Origin of the sequence: Acinetobacter sp. ABJ_C1_1, assembly GCF_044684115.1 — a bacterium.
Taxonomy (GTDB): domain Bacteria; phylum Pseudomonadota; class Gammaproteobacteria; order Pseudomonadales; family Moraxellaceae; genus Acinetobacter; species Acinetobacter nosocomialis_A.
Genome location: NZ_JBITPU010000002.1, coordinates 230,475 through 245,372, shown reverse-complemented (window position 1 = coordinate 245,372; position 14,898 = coordinate 230,475). Strand labels below are relative to the sequence as shown.

Annotated in this window: 11 protein-coding genes and 2 tRNA genes; 6 read left to right on the top strand and 7 right to left on the bottom strand. The window is 39.7% G+C overall.

Features of this window, described 5'->3' with window-relative positions:
- Positions 1-22: 22 nt before the first annotated feature.
- On the top strand, positions 23-1,177 hold the full coding sequence (gene hemW, locus ACG59Z_RS05300) for a radical SAM family heme chaperone HemW (RefSeq protein ID WP_400198218.1): 1,155 nt from the start codon (positions 23-25) through the stop codon (positions 1,175-1,177).
- 51 nt (positions 1,178-1,228) lie between these two features.
- Here the strand turns inward: hemW and ACG59Z_RS05295 are convergent, their stop codons facing one another.
- Positions 1,229-1,984 carry an SDR family oxidoreductase gene (locus ACG59Z_RS05295; RefSeq protein WP_004698949.1) on the bottom strand — a complete coding sequence of 252 codons (756 nt, stop codon included), beginning with the start codon at positions 1,982-1,984 and terminating at the stop codon, positions 1,229-1,231.
- 113 nt (positions 1,985-2,097) lie between these two features.
- On the opposite strand from ACG59Z_RS05295, the gene ACG59Z_RS05290 reads away from it, so the two are divergent.
- Entirely contained in the window at positions 2,098-2,994 is an 897-nt protein-coding gene (locus ACG59Z_RS05290; RefSeq protein ID WP_400198216.1) for a LysR family transcriptional regulator, read from the top strand.
- Positions 2,995-3,060: 66 nt separating this feature from the next.
- Here the strand turns inward: ACG59Z_RS05290 and ACG59Z_RS05285 are convergent.
- The 4 genes from ACG59Z_RS05285 to ACG59Z_RS05270 all read right to left on the bottom strand — a co-directional run bounded on the left by ACG59Z_RS05285 (position 3,061) and on the right by ACG59Z_RS05270 (position 8,724).
- Positions 3,061-3,136, bottom strand: a tRNA-Lys gene (locus ACG59Z_RS05285).
- Positions 3,137-3,158: 22 nt separating this feature from the next.
- Positions 3,159-3,234: transfer RNA gene (locus ACG59Z_RS05280), tRNA-Lys, on the bottom strand.
- Between the two features lie 120 nt (positions 3,235-3,354).
- The gene (locus tag ACG59Z_RS05275; protein WP_263612841.1) at positions 3,355-5,196 is read right to left on the bottom strand and encodes a long-chain-acyl-CoA synthetase; all 1,842 of its coding nucleotides are present in this window, start codon (positions 5,194-5,196) and stop codon (positions 3,355-3,357) included.
- Positions 5,197-5,388: 192 nt separating this feature from the next.
- On the bottom strand, positions 5,389-8,724 hold the full coding sequence (locus ACG59Z_RS05270) for an Rne/Rng family ribonuclease (protein WP_400198214.1): 3,336 nt from the start codon (positions 8,722-8,724) through the stop codon (positions 5,389-5,391).
- Positions 8,725-9,446: 722 nt separating this feature from the next.
- Here ACG59Z_RS05270 and ACG59Z_RS05265 point away from each other — a divergent pair.
- The 4 genes from ACG59Z_RS05265 to ACG59Z_RS05250 all read left to right on the top strand — a co-directional run bounded on the left by ACG59Z_RS05265 (position 9,447) and on the right by ACG59Z_RS05250 (position 12,470).
- Positions 9,447-10,379 carry an RluA family pseudouridine synthase gene (locus tag ACG59Z_RS05265; RefSeq protein ID WP_400198212.1) on the top strand — a complete coding sequence of 311 codons (933 nt, stop codon included), beginning with the start codon at positions 9,447-9,449 and terminating at the stop codon, positions 10,377-10,379.
- A complete protein-coding gene (locus ACG59Z_RS05260) occupies positions 10,376-11,050 on the top strand; it encodes an HAD-IA family hydrolase (RefSeq protein ID WP_400198210.1) in 675 nt (224 codons plus the stop codon). The genes ACG59Z_RS05265 and ACG59Z_RS05260 overlap by 4 nt, the downstream gene beginning before the upstream one ends.
- A 70-nt stretch (positions 11,051-11,120) precedes the next feature.
- Complete coding sequence (locus tag ACG59Z_RS05255; protein WP_264463736.1) at positions 11,121-11,816, top strand: YafY family protein; 696 nt, start codon at positions 11,121-11,123, stop codon at positions 11,814-11,816.
- A 48-nt stretch (positions 11,817-11,864) separates the two neighbouring features.
- Complete coding sequence (locus ACG59Z_RS05250) at positions 11,865-12,470, top strand: glutathione S-transferase family protein (protein WP_212511965.1); 606 nt, start codon at positions 11,865-11,867, stop codon at positions 12,468-12,470.
- A 53-nt stretch (positions 12,471-12,523) separates the two neighbouring features.
- Here the strand turns inward: ACG59Z_RS05250 and ACG59Z_RS05245 are convergent, their stop codons facing one another.
- A complete protein-coding gene (locus ACG59Z_RS05245; RefSeq protein WP_263612845.1) occupies positions 12,524-13,201 on the bottom strand; it encodes a DUF1345 domain-containing protein in 678 nt (225 codons plus the stop codon).
- Positions 13,202-13,469: 268 nt separating this feature from the next.
- Positions 13,470-14,369, bottom strand: coding sequence for a DNA-binding transcriptional regulator HcaR (gene hcaR, locus ACG59Z_RS05240; protein ID WP_400198205.1), 900 nt, complete (start codon positions 14,367-14,369; stop codon positions 13,470-13,472).
- Positions 14,370-14,898: the final 529 nt, after the last annotated feature.

The window sequence follows — 14,898 nt, the reverse complement described above, 5'->3', positions numbered from 1 at the left end:
TGTGTAAATTGGACCCTGTTCCTTGGCTGCATTAAATCCTGCTTCTGTTCCCTTATCTTTATATATCCACATGCCTTGGTGCGTGCGTAAATGTCCCTATTGTGACTTTAACTCGCATGCCGTGCCTGATGGTGCGCTTTCGGCAGAACTCGAGCAAACCTATTTAAAAGCGTTAGTGGCCGACTTTGAAACTCAAGTCGAGATGGCCCAAGGGCGTTCAATTCACAGTGTATTTATTGGTGGTGGAACACCTTCACTCATTTCTGCTAAAGGTTATGCATGGCTATTTGAACAGCTTAAGGCACGGCTTAACTTTGAAGATGACTGTGAAATTACCTTAGAGGCCAATCCGGGAACACTAGAACATGACCCGTTTGCAGGCTATTTAGAGGCGGGTATTAACCGTTTGTCGATTGGTGTACAGACTTTTAATACTGATCATTTGCAAAAGCTTGGACGTATTCATTCAGCCAACAATGCTATGGATGCAATTGAGCAGGCACGACAAGCAGGCTTTAAGCGAGTTAATGTCGATTTAATGCATGGCCTACCTGAGCAAACGCTAGAACAAGCGCTTTATGATTTAAAGGTCGCTGTAGAGCATGGTGCGACACATATCAGTTGGTATCAACTTACTATTGAGCCAAATACCGTATTTTTCCGAACTCAGCCTGTTTTACCTCAAGATGAAGTGTTAGAAGATATTCAAGAGCAGGGCGAGGCTTATTTAAAAGCAAATGGCTTTATAAACTATGAAGTGTCAGCTTGGCGTAAAGAACAAGCTTCAGCCCATAATTTAAATTACTGGGAGTTTGGTGATTACCTTGCGATTGGTGCGGGTGCACATGGCAAAGTAACACAGCCAGATGGTGTGTATCGTTTCCAAAAGACACGTTTGCCAAAAGATTACTTAGCTAAGGTTCCAGCCGAACATTTGCAAATGAAAAAGATTGAGGCAGAAGAGTTACCTTTTGAGTTTATGATGAATGCTTTACGTCTAAATGATGGTGTGAACGCTGAGTTATATGAACAGCGTACAGGCTTAAGCTTAGATCATTTAAACGAGGTACTCACTTCACTACGAGCTAGAAAGCTACTAGTAGAGGATAGTTCTCGTTTGGCTTGTACAGAGCAGGGGCATATTTTCTTAAATTCGGTACTCGAAGAGTTTTTATAATCAAATAGTCTTAAAGAAAAAGCCGCATTATCAAATGCGGCTTTTTTGATTTTAGCGAGTGGTGTAGCCACCATTTGCGAAAATGGTTTGACCGGTAATCCACCAGCCGTCGGTGACTAAGAAGCGAACTAGAGGTTCAATATCTTCAATTTTGGTGAGTCCACCTAAAGCTGAAGCTGATTTATGGTAAGCGACTGCTTCGGCAGACTCCTGACCATAAAAGAATGGTGTGTCCATTGGGCCTGGTGCAACCGCAGTCACAGAAATTTGGCGATCTCCAAATTCTTTTGATGCAGCGCGGGTGTAATGCTCAACAGGTGCTTTTAAACCTTCGTAGGTTGAATAGAGACCCGTGTAGGCTGCAAGAAGAGAAGTCACGATTGAACAGATTTTTCCGCCGTCATTTAAATGACGACCTGCCGATTGAATAAAGAAATAGGCAATTTTTGAGTTGATATCGCTCATGCTATCAAACTCTTGTTCGGTGGTTTCTAAAAATGATTTCTTTAAAACCTTTCCAACTGTATTAATGGCAATATCAATTCCACCAAAATGCTGTTTGGTATCTACGAAAAGTTTTTCGATGTTATCGATATGAGTTAGGTCTGCCTGAATTAAAACAGCATCTACACCGAATGCTTTTACATCTGCGAGTGTTTGTTCGGCATCCGCTTGTGTCTCTGAACTATTGTAGTGAATTGCGATTTTTGCGCCTTGTTCTGCAAATTTACGGCTAATGAGTCCACCTAAGTTTTTTGCACCGCCAGTAATCAGTACAACTTTATCTTTAAGCGTATGAGTTGCCATGATGGTTATTCCTATGATGACTTGTTTTAATGTGTTTTTAGTCTAGATTGGCGGTAATTTTTGATCAATTATGCTAGTTTGGTTTAACTATTCAGAAAATACGAACAATTAAAATGGATCGGTTGCAGCAATTTTTTATTTTTACAGAAGTCGCTAAACGGCAAAGCTTTAGTGAAGTGGCACATCGACTCGATCTACCTCGCTCAACGGTAACCAGTGCCATTCAACAACTTGAAACTCATTATGGCGTACGTTTATTTCATCGAACTACGCGTAAAGTCAGTCTTACCCAAGATGGACAGCGAATATTGCCAGAGTGCCAAAACCTGTTGTTTGATTATGAACAATTAGAACAACTGATCCAGACGCAAAAACAGCATTATCGCGGCACATTAAAAATTTCAATGCCCAGTCGGATTGTGCATCAAGTGATTATTCCTGAGCTGTCAGATTTTTATCATCGCTATCCAGATATTCATTTGCAGCTCAATAGTTCTGATGATATGACTGACTTAATTGAAAAGGGGATTGACTGTGTTGTTCGGGTAGGCGAGTTAGATAGCAGCAGTTTAATTGCAAAATTTATTGGTCATTTGGTCATGGTGAACTGTGCAAGTGCTGGCTATTTAGAACAGTACGGAACTCCTAAACAGTTAGAAGATTTATCTCAGCACAAACTGATTAACTACGCAGGAGCCGTAGGTGAAAAGCAGGGTGAATTTGTATATCAGGGGGGAACCGTGATGATGGATAGTGCTTTAAGCGTAAATAATACCGAAGCTTATAGTGCTGCGGCCTGTGCGGGTTTGGGAATTATTCAAGTTCCTTACTATGATGTTCAAGATAAGATTGAGCAGGGAATCTTGGTTGAGGTGCTTAGTGCTTATAGTGCACCATCACTTCCACTTAATATTTTATATCCGAACCGAAGTTATATTCCAAAACGATTAGAAGTCTTTATGAGTTGGGTGGGAGAGGTTTTAAATCGCAAATGCATCGTCATCTTTTAGTCATAAAAAGAAAATAAGATAACAATAAAAAAAAGCCTCTCAAATTGTGAGAGGCTTTTTAGAATTTGGTGGGTCGTCCGCGACTCGAACGCGGGACCAACGGATTAAAAGTCCGCTGCTCTACCAACTGAGCTAACGACCCAAATAGGTTCAAAACAGATAAGTGGTGGGTCGTCCGCGACTCGAACGCGGGACCAACGGATTAAAAGTCCGCTGCTCTACCAACTGAGCTAACGACCCGTATCGTTTTGATGTCGCGTATTTTAGCAAGTTATTCAACTAACACAAGAGGAAATTTAAAAACATTTGCATGATTGCCTATAAAAAGCACGATTTCCTCTTGTTTAGCTAAAAAATGAACTAAAAACGGTATTTATATGCCTGAATATTGTCAAAAATTTCAGTTGTGATGTCACAGTAACTGCTTGCACCAGGCAATAAAGCGAGTAAACGTTCAGAAGTTTTGCTCGGATTAAACGCATCTTCTTTCAGTTTATTCTTCTGATATTTAAAAGTACCTGTTGTTTCGACCTTTTTTTGTACACGTAAAAACACTGGTACAGCATAAGCAGGTAAACACTTCTTAAATACAGATACCATTTCGGTTAAATCTGCATCATTTAGCTCTTCACCATCTGCCAGCGTGATGGCTGCCATACCAGCACGGCCATTGGTATTTGGAATTTCTACACCATAAACAACAGCTTCAGCGATTTTTTCGTATTCGCATACCATGTTTTCCACTTCAGTGGTCGATACGTTTTCACCTTTCCAGCGGAAAGTGTCGCCTAGACGGTCCACAAATTGAGCATGACGGAAACCAATATCACGAACTAAATCACCAGTGTTGAAATAAGAGTCGCCTTTTTTGAAAACATCTTTCCAAATCACTGATTTGTTCTTTTCAGGGTCTGTATAACCGTCAAATGGAGAGCGACTAGTAATTTTGCCAATTAATAGACCTACTTCACCTGCTTTTACTTTTTGACACCAGCCATTTTTATCGCGTATCGGTTCATTTTTCTCTTTATCGAACTGAACAATGGCATATGGTGTAGGAGAGAAGCCAACTGTGTTGTCAAAGTTGAAAATATTGCTAAATCCAACGTTACCTTCGCTCGATGCATACAGTTCAAGAACTTCTTTAACACCGAAACGTTGTTTGAACTTGTCCCAAATATTTGGGCGCATGCCGTTACCGATCATTTTGGTGACACGATGGTTACGGTCTAGTTCGGTAACAGGAGCATCCATTAAGTAGCGACAAAGTTCGCCAACATAACCAATTGCAGACGCATTAAATTTTTGAACGTCTTTCCAGAATGCGCTGGTCGAATATTTACGTCGAATTGCAAGTGTTGCACTTCCTGCGATGACACCACACCAGCAAACCACCACACCTGTTGCATGGTAAAGCGGTAAGGTGACGTACATAACGTCATCTGGGCCTAAGTTTAAGATGTGGCCATAAGTGCCATACGCTAATGTCCAGCGACTATGTTTGAAAATAACAGCCTTTGGTAAACCTGTTGTACCAGAGGTGTAGATATAGAACAGACCATCATTACCCGTCACAGAACGAGTAGTCGATGGGTTAAATTTTGGAAATTGATCAATTTGTTCAGCTAGATTCGCATAACCTTGAGGTGCTGTACCTGAGTTTTGACGAGTTGCTTGATCTGCGAACCAATGGAAACGGTCTTTAGGCACATTTAAGTCTTGGCGAATTTCATCAATAGCAGCTCGAACTTCTTCACCAGCAATAACGGCAATTGGTTTTACTAGATTGATGCTATGAGCGAGAACTTTACCGACTTGGGAAGTATTCACAAGTGCAATGGTCACCCCAATTTTAGCTAAACCAACAATTGTTGCGATTAGCTCAGAGCGGTTTTCAATCATTACAGCAATGACGTCCCCTTTACGCGCTCCGAGGGAAAGGTAGTAATGGGAAATCTGGTTTGCCCATTCATTTAAAGCTTCATAAGAATAACTTTGATCTTCAAATAATAATGCTGTGCCTTTCGGATTTCGTTTAACGGCTTTTTCAAAAGCAATACCCAAACCTGTTGGAGTATGTGATGTTCTTAAATAAGCCTGTTTTAGACCATTTAGGATATGGGGTACTTTGGGAATGAAGCTAGGAAGTCTTGTGGCAACATCACCAAGCGTAATGATATCGGTCTGTGTTGTCTGGCTCATATCAATCCTATTTATTTTTCGATCAATCCAAAAAAGGTTGTGTGGGCAAAAAGTCCAATAGTTTTCATGGTTCACCATGCTTTTAAAACTTTTCTTCTAGTGCAATCAACCTAATTGGTTAAAAATAACAAAAAAAACCTAGTCATCGAAATGACTAGGTTTGTTTAAATTAGCTGCAATTGAGCAAATGGCTTACTCAGCTACAGGATTAGCTTTTTTTGGCGGACGGCCACGAGGACGACGAGGGCGACTTGGTTTGTCCTTGTCGGCTTTAGCGTCTTCTGACTCAGCATCAGCTGTTGCTTCAGTTGGAGCTGCTGTTTCTTCAACGGCTGCTTTCGCTTTGCTTGCTGCTTTTGATGGCGTAGGTTCTTTTGCTACAGGAGCTTCAGCTACTGTTTCTGTAGTTTTTTCTTCTACAGGAGCAGCTTCAGGCTGTGCAACTTCAGTTGACTGATCTAGCTCAAGCGGTTGTTGCTTTGATTCAACAGGCGCTTGTGTTTCAGCAACAGGAGTAACAACAGTTTCTTCTACTACAGGAGCAGGCGCAGCTACTTCTTCTTGAGTAGAGTGTTGTTGTTTCACTTGCTCAAATGCTTGTTCCGCAGCAAGTTTTGCTAAACGGCGACGTTCACGTGGGTCATTTGCAACACGTGGGGTCGGTGCTTGCGATGGAGTAAGCGGAAGCACTGGTGCTGGTTCTGCTTCTTCAGCTGGTTTATGGCTTGGAAGTTCTGCATCACGAGTTACCGGTTTTTTCTCTTCTGCTTCAGAAGTTACTTCAACTACTAACGTACTTGCGTACTGTTCTGCAAACTTCTGCAATGCACGATTAAACGTTGGTACTAAACCAAATTGTTCAATCAATACGGTGCAGTCTTCACCATATACATGACGAATTAAGCTACCAATTGTGTACTGTGCCAAAGTTGGAATTTGCGATGGCGCAATAGATGGCACAGCAGCTTTAGCTTGTTTAACCTCACGTTGCTGACGACGACGCATACGAGGGTCATTGCTAGCACGTTGGTTTTGTGGCTGAGCAACTTGTTCAGTTGGCTGAGCTTCATTTTTTGCTTCAGCAACAACAGCTTTCTCTTCTACAGCAGGAGCTGGTGTTGGCTCTGGAGCAACTTCAGCAGGAGCAGACTCAACATGTTCAACTTGACGTTCAGGTGTAAGCGCAACAATTTCGCTTTGACCTTGATCTACATTGATAATTAAAGCAGTGTTCATGACATCATGCTTAGGTGCATCAATCACATCAACCTTAATTTGTTTTTCATCAACAACAACTGGTGCCGGCGCATTTTGATTTTCATTTAATACGCTTGGATCGCGGTGGCGATTTGGACGGTTTGGACGTTGTTGATTATTGCGATCACGACGTGGAACAACATTTTCAGTTTGTTGTACATCATTATTTTGATGTTGCTGATCTTGCTGTTGTTGACGTTTTTGCTGACGCTTTAACTCACGTTGCTCTTGGCGTGACAATTGAACCACTTCTTCATGAACTTGGTGTTGTTGTTCATGAGCTTGATGATGTTGTTCACGTTGCTCTTTATGTTTACGCTTTTTGTTGTTCTGGCGTTGTTGTTGAGATTTATCATCTTTTTCAACATGTTCACGAACTTCTTGTTTCACAGGTGACTGTGAAATATAAGCGTTATTTGTTTGAACTGGCGCAACTTCTGCAACAGCAGGTACAGCTACTTGACCGAACTGACCACGGCTAACAGCACCAGTATTTACCATTTGCTCAATCGCAGCAGCTGCATTTTGTGCTGAACGAGATTGATCAACAGTTTGCGCTTGTTTTTGAACAAATAAGTTTTCTAACCATGCACAAGGACTTGCTGCTTTTTGAGCTGCAGGCTGTTGTGCTACAGGTTGAGTTGCATGGCTTGTCTTTTTCTGAGCAGAACCATTTTTTGAAGCAGGAGCTGTTACATGAGCATGGCCATGATCTGCTTCTTCTAAATGCCATTCAGAAGACTCATAACCTAACTCTTTCTCACTCGAACGAGTTGCTTCAGTACGTTCATAACTAGATGGAGCAAAACCATCTGGGTTATAAGCAATTTCGTAATGTGGAGTTTCTAAGTGCGGGTGCGGTAATACAGTTACGCGTACACCAGAAGTTTGCTCTAAATACACCAGACTATGGCGCTTTTCATTAAGCAAGAAGGCTGCAATTTCAACTGGAACTTCAACCTGAACTTCACCATGACGTTCACGAAGTGCAATCTCTTCAACTTTACGCATGATTGAAAGAGAAAGCGAACGTAGGTCACGAACCATGCCTGTACCATGACAGCGAGGGCATACATAACCTGTTGCTTCTTCAAGCGATGGACGTAAGCGTTGACGGCTCATTTCCATTAAGCCAAAACGAGACAACTGACCGAACTGGATGCGGGCTCGATCGCTTTGGGTTGCTTCACGAAGTTTTGCTTCAACCATACGTTGGTTGCGTTCTTTAGTCATATCGATGAAGTCGATTACAACTAAACCGCCAATGTCACGAAGACGAAGTTGACGAGCAATTTCTTCTGCTGCTTCAAGGTTTGTGTTCAGTGCAGTTTCTTCAACGTCATGTCCGCGAGTTGATTTCGCAGAGTTAATGTCGATTGAAACTAAAGCTTCAGTCTGGTCAATCACGATTGAACCACCAGAAGGAAGTTTTACTTCACGCTCGTAAGCAGTTTGAATTTGGCTTTCAATACCGAAATGAGCGAACAAAGGCTCGTTTAAAGTATAAGTTTTTAATTTGTCTAATTGACGTGGCATTACTGCTTTAACAAAGTTATATGCTTCGTTATAAGCTTGTTCGCTATCAATTAAGATTTCCGCAACGTCATCACGTAAGTAATCACGAATCGCACGTGTTACAACGCCAGCTTCCTGATGAACAAGCATCGGAGAAGGGCCTGAACTTGCTGTACTTTGAATTTGTGCCCAAAGGTCAAGCAAGTGTTGTAAATCGAGCTGTAATTCTTCTTGAGTACGGCCAATACCAGCGGTACGTACAATAACGCTCATACCACGAGGTACATTTAACGATGCCAAGATTTCTTTTAACTCTTCACGCACTGAGCCTGAAATTTGACGGCTAATACCACCACCTTTCGGGTTGTTTGGCATAAGAACCAAATAACGGCCTGCAAGAGAAATAAAAGTAGAAAGGGCTGCACCTTTATTACCACGTTCTTCTTTTTCAACCTGAACTAAAAGCTCTGTGCCTTCAGTAATAAGTTCACGAATGTTTGAAGTTTGACGTGGATCTGCCTGAAAATAGCTATTCGCAATTTCACGCATAGACAAGAAGCCTTGACGACCTGCGCCGTATTCAACAAAAACAGCTTCTAATGAAGGTTCTACGCGGGTGACATGGCCTTTATAGATATTGGATTTTTTCTGTTCTCGGGTACGATTCTCTAAATCAAAATCGTAAAGACGATTACCAGTGATAAGTGCAACGCGAACTTCTTCGGCATGAGTTGCATTAATCAACATACGTTTCATGGGTGTGACACCTAATAGTGACTCACACAAACAAACCTAACAAACTTAAAGGTTCTGAACGAACATCGAACATGACGGATCATTTCCCAGATCTCAAAATACTTGTGGTCTGAGTCATCTGTTACCGGCTACATTTAGCCTTAGCTTCGATTCTCGTCTGTGATGTAGGCAATACTGCTTCAACCTTTAAATCGGAATTCCCTTTTGCTTCACTGGCGGGTGAGCGGTGCATTGGTTAATGACTTTCACTGTCATTGGGCGCGAAGTGACTTCTTTATTGGAAGTTTGATACGGAATGCTCATCGTATCGGTGCTTTCGGCAGTTCCAATGCATCAACGCTTTAGCCTGAAGGCAACATTAAGGATCGATTTGTCTGATGTGTATCAGTTTACGTTCCATAACCAACTAGAGTTGGTAACATATTTTTTTGAACAAACTGAATTAAACGCAACAGTTTGTCATTTTGCCGATATAATAAGCCTTCGGCGTCGGCATAATTCTTTAGGACCTGTCCGAGCTGGTGATGAAAGCATCATTTTGATTGAGGTTTCAATCAGGGAAATTTCCCTTTAGATGTTCACTTACGGTGGTATCCGTGCGCTGACTATATCAAACCTTGCAGCATCTGCCTATGGGCTAAGCTTAGATTTCTTGTGAAAAAACTAAGCTAATCGGTCATTTATTAATCAAATTTCGTAAAATTTCAGGTTTAAATATTAGTATGAATTCTACACAGCAATGGCAAAGTGTCACTTGGTTTGAGGTGGATGAGCATCAAGCAGGACAACGAATCGATAATTTCCTGTTTTCACGTTTGAAGGGTGTACCAAAGAGTCGAATTTATCGTTTGATTCGTGAAGGTCAGGTTCGCGTAAATAAAAAACGTATTAAAGCCGAGACCAAACTTGCAATTGGGGATCAGATTCGTGTTGCTCCTATTCGCTATGAACAAAAAGATGAAACTGCTGTTCCTGTAAGCGACAGTGTGGCTCAAGGTTTATTAAGCCGTGTGGTTTACGAAGATGAAGGACTATTAGTTGTAAATAAGCCATCAGGTATTGCCGTACATGGCGGTAGCGGTGTGGCATATGGTTTGATTGAGGCACTGCGTGCGGCGACAGGTAAAAAATATTTAGAATTGATTCACCGTATTGACCGTGACACATCTGGTCTGGTCATGATTAGTAAAAAGCGTAGCACTTTAAAGTTACTACAAGATATGTTGCGTGAACATAAAATTCGTAAGACTTATGCAGCCATTGTAAAAGGTCAGGTGAGCCTTGATAAACAACTCATTGATGCGCCTTTATTCCGTTACGAGTTACCAAATGGCGAGCGTCGTGTACGTGTATCTAAAGAAGGTAAGCCAAGTAAAACTGAATGGGTAGTTGCAGAACACTTTAAAAATGCCACGTTGGTACATGCTTCACCTCTATCAGGCCGTACTCATCAAATTCGTGTACATGGTTTAAGTATTGGACATCCATTGGTGGGTGATGATAAATATGGACACAACACTGCTTATGCGGGTCCTGAAGCACGCCGTTTGTGTTTACATGCGATGCGTTTAGATATTCCGGGTTATCCGACTATCGAAGCACCTTTACCAGAAGACATGACCCAGTTATTAGAGGCTTTGAGAGTAGCAAAATGAGTCTGAAAACCGAATTAGTGATTTTTGACTGGGATGGTACTTTATATAATTCTGTTGGTCAGATTGTTGCAAGTTTACAGCATGCGGCAGAGCAGCATGAGTTAACTCTGACTGATGAAGCTGCAAAAAGTATTATTGGTTTAGGTTTACCGGAAGTGATGCAAACTTTATTTCCGGAAACACCAGAGCTACATGAATCGATTTTAAAAGCATATGGCGATCACTATATTGCCAACTCGACAAATGATGCATGGTTTGATGGTATTTCTGAACTACTCCATGATTTAAAAGCCCAAGGTTTAAAACTTGCTGTAGCGACAGGTAAAAACCGCCGTGGGTTAGACCGTGTGATTGCAAAAACACAGAGTACTCATCTGTTTGATGTTACTCGCGCAGCCAATGAAACTCGTTCAAAACCAGATCCACTCATGTTACAAGAAATATTGACTGTAACTGGAGTAAGTGTCGAGCGTGCTGTCATGATTGGCGATAGTAGCTATGACCTTGAGATGGCACAGCGTTTAGGTATGCCACGTATTGGTGTTGGCTATGGTGTGCATTCGATCGAAGTTCTACAACAGTTCCAGCCTTTAACGATTGCTAAAGATGTACCTGAGTTGCATAACTTTTTAAGAGAGTACGCAAAGTTATCTAAAGCAGATGTAGCGTAATTTAGAATGATATAAGAAGGGGGAATTTATTCCCTCTTATTGTATGTCCAATAACAATAAGACGAGAAAAATGAGCCGTTCTATTCGTTTGTTAAATCTTTTACAACAACTTCGTGAATTCCGTTATCCAGTTACTGCCCAAGTCTTGGCTGAACGCATGGGAATTAGTGTTCGTAGTATTTACCGTGATATTGATAGTCTACGTGCCCAAGGTGTGAGAATCGATGCATCAGCAGGTTTAGGGTTTCAGCTTAAAGAAGATATTGTATTGCCACCAATGACGCTCAATGAAAATGAAGTTGAAGCTATTTTTTTGGCGTTGTATTGGTTGAAGAGTGTGCCTGATCAATCTTTACAATCGGCATCTACATCGATCTTAGCTAAATTAAATTCTGTTTTGCCTGAGCATCGTCAATATTTATTACAGCAAACGACTTTAAGAGCATTTAACACATGGCTACCTGTAAATGAAAAACAAGTCGAACAGATACGTTTAGCCATTCGGCAGCAAGTCAAAATTTCGATGCATTATCATGATGAACAACAGCGAAGTAGCGTTCGAACTTTGTGGCCTTTTGCCTTGGGATATTTTAATGACAAAATTGTGTTGGCTGCATGGTGTGAACTAAGACAGGACTTTCGGCATTTTAGAATGGATCGTATTCAACATTTGAGTTTAACCCAAGAGTTATATCCATCATTTAAACAGCAACTGTTCCAGCAGTGGTGGGCACAAGAATCGCAAAGGACTACTGACAAAAACTGACAAAAGATACTTGTAGACTAGAACCACGATAAACAAGGAGCCATAAAAATGAGCCTTAAACTTTATACTAACAAAGAATCGCGTGGTGTAGTTATCGACTGGCTTTTAGTCGAGCTTGGTGTTGAATGTGAGCGTATTGAGGTCGCATACCGAACTGAGATGAAATCACCAGAATATTTAAAACTTAATCCTTTTGGAAAAGTACCTGTATTGGTAGATGGCGATGTCGTTATTTATGAGTTAGGGGCAATTTGTGCATATTTAGCGGACAAGTTTAGTGACAAAGGTTTAGCACCAGCCTTGAATGATCCAAAGCGTGGTTTGTACTATCGCTGGTTGTTTATGATGGCAGGCCCTTGGGAAGCAGCTGGCGTCGATAAAGCTTTAGGAATACAAGTAACTCCTGAGCAAAAAATGTTTGTGGGTTATGGTGATTACAACGATGCTTACCAAGCTTTGGTTCAAGGATTAAGTGAAGCAAATCCATATTTATGTGGTGAACAGTTCACCGCAGCAGATGTAAGTGTCGGTGCAATGCTGTTATGGCAATTAAAAATGAATGCGATTGAATCACATCCTGCTATTACCCGTTATGTTGAAACGATCAAACAACGCGAAGGCTTAAAGCAAAGCAGTATGGGCGATTTGGCGTAAAGCTATGTTGCTGAAAGTCACCCAAATGGGTGACTTTTTAATTTCAAATGATTTTAATTGGTAAGAAAGCCCGCAGCCACGTTAATACAAATCGCCAAAATGGTCGTGTTAAAGCCAAATGCGAGTACGATATGAAATAAGTTGAGCAAACGCATATGTCTGGTGGTGACCGATACATCTGCTGTTTGAGCTGAGGTACCAATAATATAACTAAAATACAAAAAGTCGGGATACGTTGGATTTTTGGTTCCCGGAAACTCTAGTCCACCATTTTCTTCATTTCTGGACAAAGCCATATAAAAATCGTGAGCATAATGTAGAGCAAAAACGGTATGCATAAAAAGCCATGCTGAAACAATGGTGAGCAAAGCTAAAGCGACATGTCCTAATTTTGCATAATGGTCAGAGGGCAGTTGAGATAGCTGTACTAAAATAGCAACCAGACACATAGAAATTGCAAGTAAAACAATAAGCATAATGACCCATTTACTTTCGTCTTGTTTTTTCGCTTGCTGTTGCATTTGTGAATGATCGGCACTTTTCATCAGTTTCCAAACATGGAGTAAATACAAACTGATGGCACCATTCCAACTTGCCAATAAAATGGTAGACCATTTCCATGAAGTGAACCATGTCAGTAAGCCCGCGGCAATAAAACCAACGAATAAAGCAATAAAGAAGTGAGGGCGGTTTTGTATACTACGTCCTAAGTGCTGTAATAGTCCTACCATTTAATCAACGCTCCTTACGCTTATAGTAAATATATTATTTTTTACTGTTTGGTTAATTTAACATTAAGTTTTATATATGCTTTATACCTTAGATTATCTTTTTTATTTTAATATTTATTGATAATCTAAAATATAAGAAAACTTATTGCAAATTAATTAATCGATAAAAAGTATCAAATAAATTTCAATTTAATTTACTTCATACTTTAATTTAGATTCTTTAGACCATTTATTATTTAATAATAAAGATATATTTACTCGATAGTGCTTAATCTAGATTTTTGTCGAGATGGAATACTTTATTGAGTTGATCAATAAACTTTTTAACACCTACAGACTCTGTATTTTTACGATAACTCACAAATAAATCTAAAGATGGTAATTCAACATCTAAAGGTCGAACTACAGTATTAGAAACACCTAAAGGTGCGACATAGGCTGGTAAAATCGTACAACCTAGACCTGAACCAATAGAATTAATATTGAGTAAAATACTATCGGCCTTTTGTACTATATTGAGGTCAACACCATTGGTTTTCGTAAATTCCAAAATCGTATTGTGTAGAGTGTTAGATTGTTCAGCAGCAGGAATAATAAAATCAATACCATGCAGTGCTTTTACTGGAATACGTTCGTATTTGGCGAGCGGGTGATTTCTTGGTAATAAAAAAATTAAAGGTTCTGTTAAAACAAATTGGCTTTGTATTTCATCAGTTTCAGTATTTTCACGGGTAAACGTGATATCAAGCTCACCTCTTTTTAGAGCTTTGAGTTGCTCTGTATTGTTTAAACTTGATAACTCGATGGTAAGGTCAGGATGTTGTAAGCGTAGATTTGGAAGTACATATGGGAAAATTTTCATTTCTGCAATGGGGACGAAACCAATACGTAATAATTGCTGTTTCGCCTTTGAGACTTGGCGTGCCATTGCTACTGCTTTATCTGCTTGAGCAAGCGTTAAACGAGCATGCTCTAAAAATACTTCACCTTCTTCTGTTAACTCGACCTTACGTTTTGTGCGGTTTAAAAGCCGTACCCCGACATCTTCTTCTAAATCTTTAATTTGTTGACTAAGAGAGGGTTGAGCAGTATAGAGTTTGAGAGCGGCCTTACTAAAATTTAATTCTTCAGCAACAGTGATGAAATATCGAAGATGGCGTAATTCCATAAGACTAATCCAAAAAATGTCTTACTATGATTTAAGTAAAGTATAAAGCATAAAACTATATAGCGTGAAGGTGGTTTAGATATTTATAAAATAAATGAAAATTTATAAATCATTATTAATTTAATATGAAAAATTTTTTAATTATTAATTTATAAAATATATTAATCTACCTTCACAATCAAATTTATTTTAAATTTTAGTAATAAATTTTAATTAGTTTTAGGAAATCACTTAAAGTTTTCTCATATTATGAAAAAAGAATAATTAATTCAATTGTTGAGGCTCTGATTTTTCGAACAAAAAATGTGTCTAGAGTATTTTTTTAGTAAATGTATCATGCTTATATTTCTATATTTTTTCAGTTTTTCTCATTTTATTTATGTTCATTAAAATTTGATGAATTTAAGCAACTTTAAAAATAATGGATTAACTAAGATAGAAGTAGTTCATCCCTGAGTTATAGGTTACCTATTATATACTATTGTTATGTTATACAGTAGCTTTTAATAAGAACTGTAAGTAACGAATC

Coding starts and splice junctions, on each gene's coding strand:
- ACG59Z_RS05270 (WP_400198214.1), bottom strand. CDS start 8,724: ATGAAACGTATGTTGATTAATGCAACTCATGCCGAAGAAGTTCGCGTT.
- ACG59Z_RS05295 (WP_004698949.1), bottom strand. CDS start 1,984: ATGGCAACTCATACGCTTAAAGATAAAGTTGTACTGATTACTGGCGGT.
- hcaR (WP_400198205.1), bottom strand. CDS start 14,369: ATGGAATTACGCCATCTTCGATATTTCATCACTGTTGCTGAAGAATTA.
- ACG59Z_RS05290 (WP_400198216.1), top strand. CDS start 2,098: ATGGATCGGTTGCAGCAATTTTTTATTTTTACAGAAGTCGCTAAACGG.
- ACG59Z_RS05255 (WP_264463736.1), top strand. CDS start 11,121: ATGAGCCGTTCTATTCGTTTGTTAAATCTTTTACAACAACTTCGTGAA.
- ACG59Z_RS05245 (WP_263612845.1), bottom strand. CDS start 13,201: ATGGTAGGACTATTACAGCACTTAGGACGTAGTATACAAAACCGCCCT.
- ACG59Z_RS05265 (WP_400198212.1), top strand. CDS start 9,447: ATGAATTCTACACAGCAATGGCAAAGTGTCACTTGGTTTGAGGTGGAT.
- ACG59Z_RS05260 (WP_400198210.1), top strand. CDS start 10,376: ATGAGTCTGAAAACCGAATTAGTGATTTTTGACTGGGATGGTACTTTA.
- ACG59Z_RS05250 (WP_212511965.1), top strand. CDS start 11,865: ATGAGCCTTAAACTTTATACTAACAAAGAATCGCGTGGTGTAGTTATC.
- ACG59Z_RS05275 (WP_263612841.1), bottom strand. CDS start 5,196: ATGAGCCAGACAACACAGACCGATATCATTACGCTTGGTGATGTTGCC.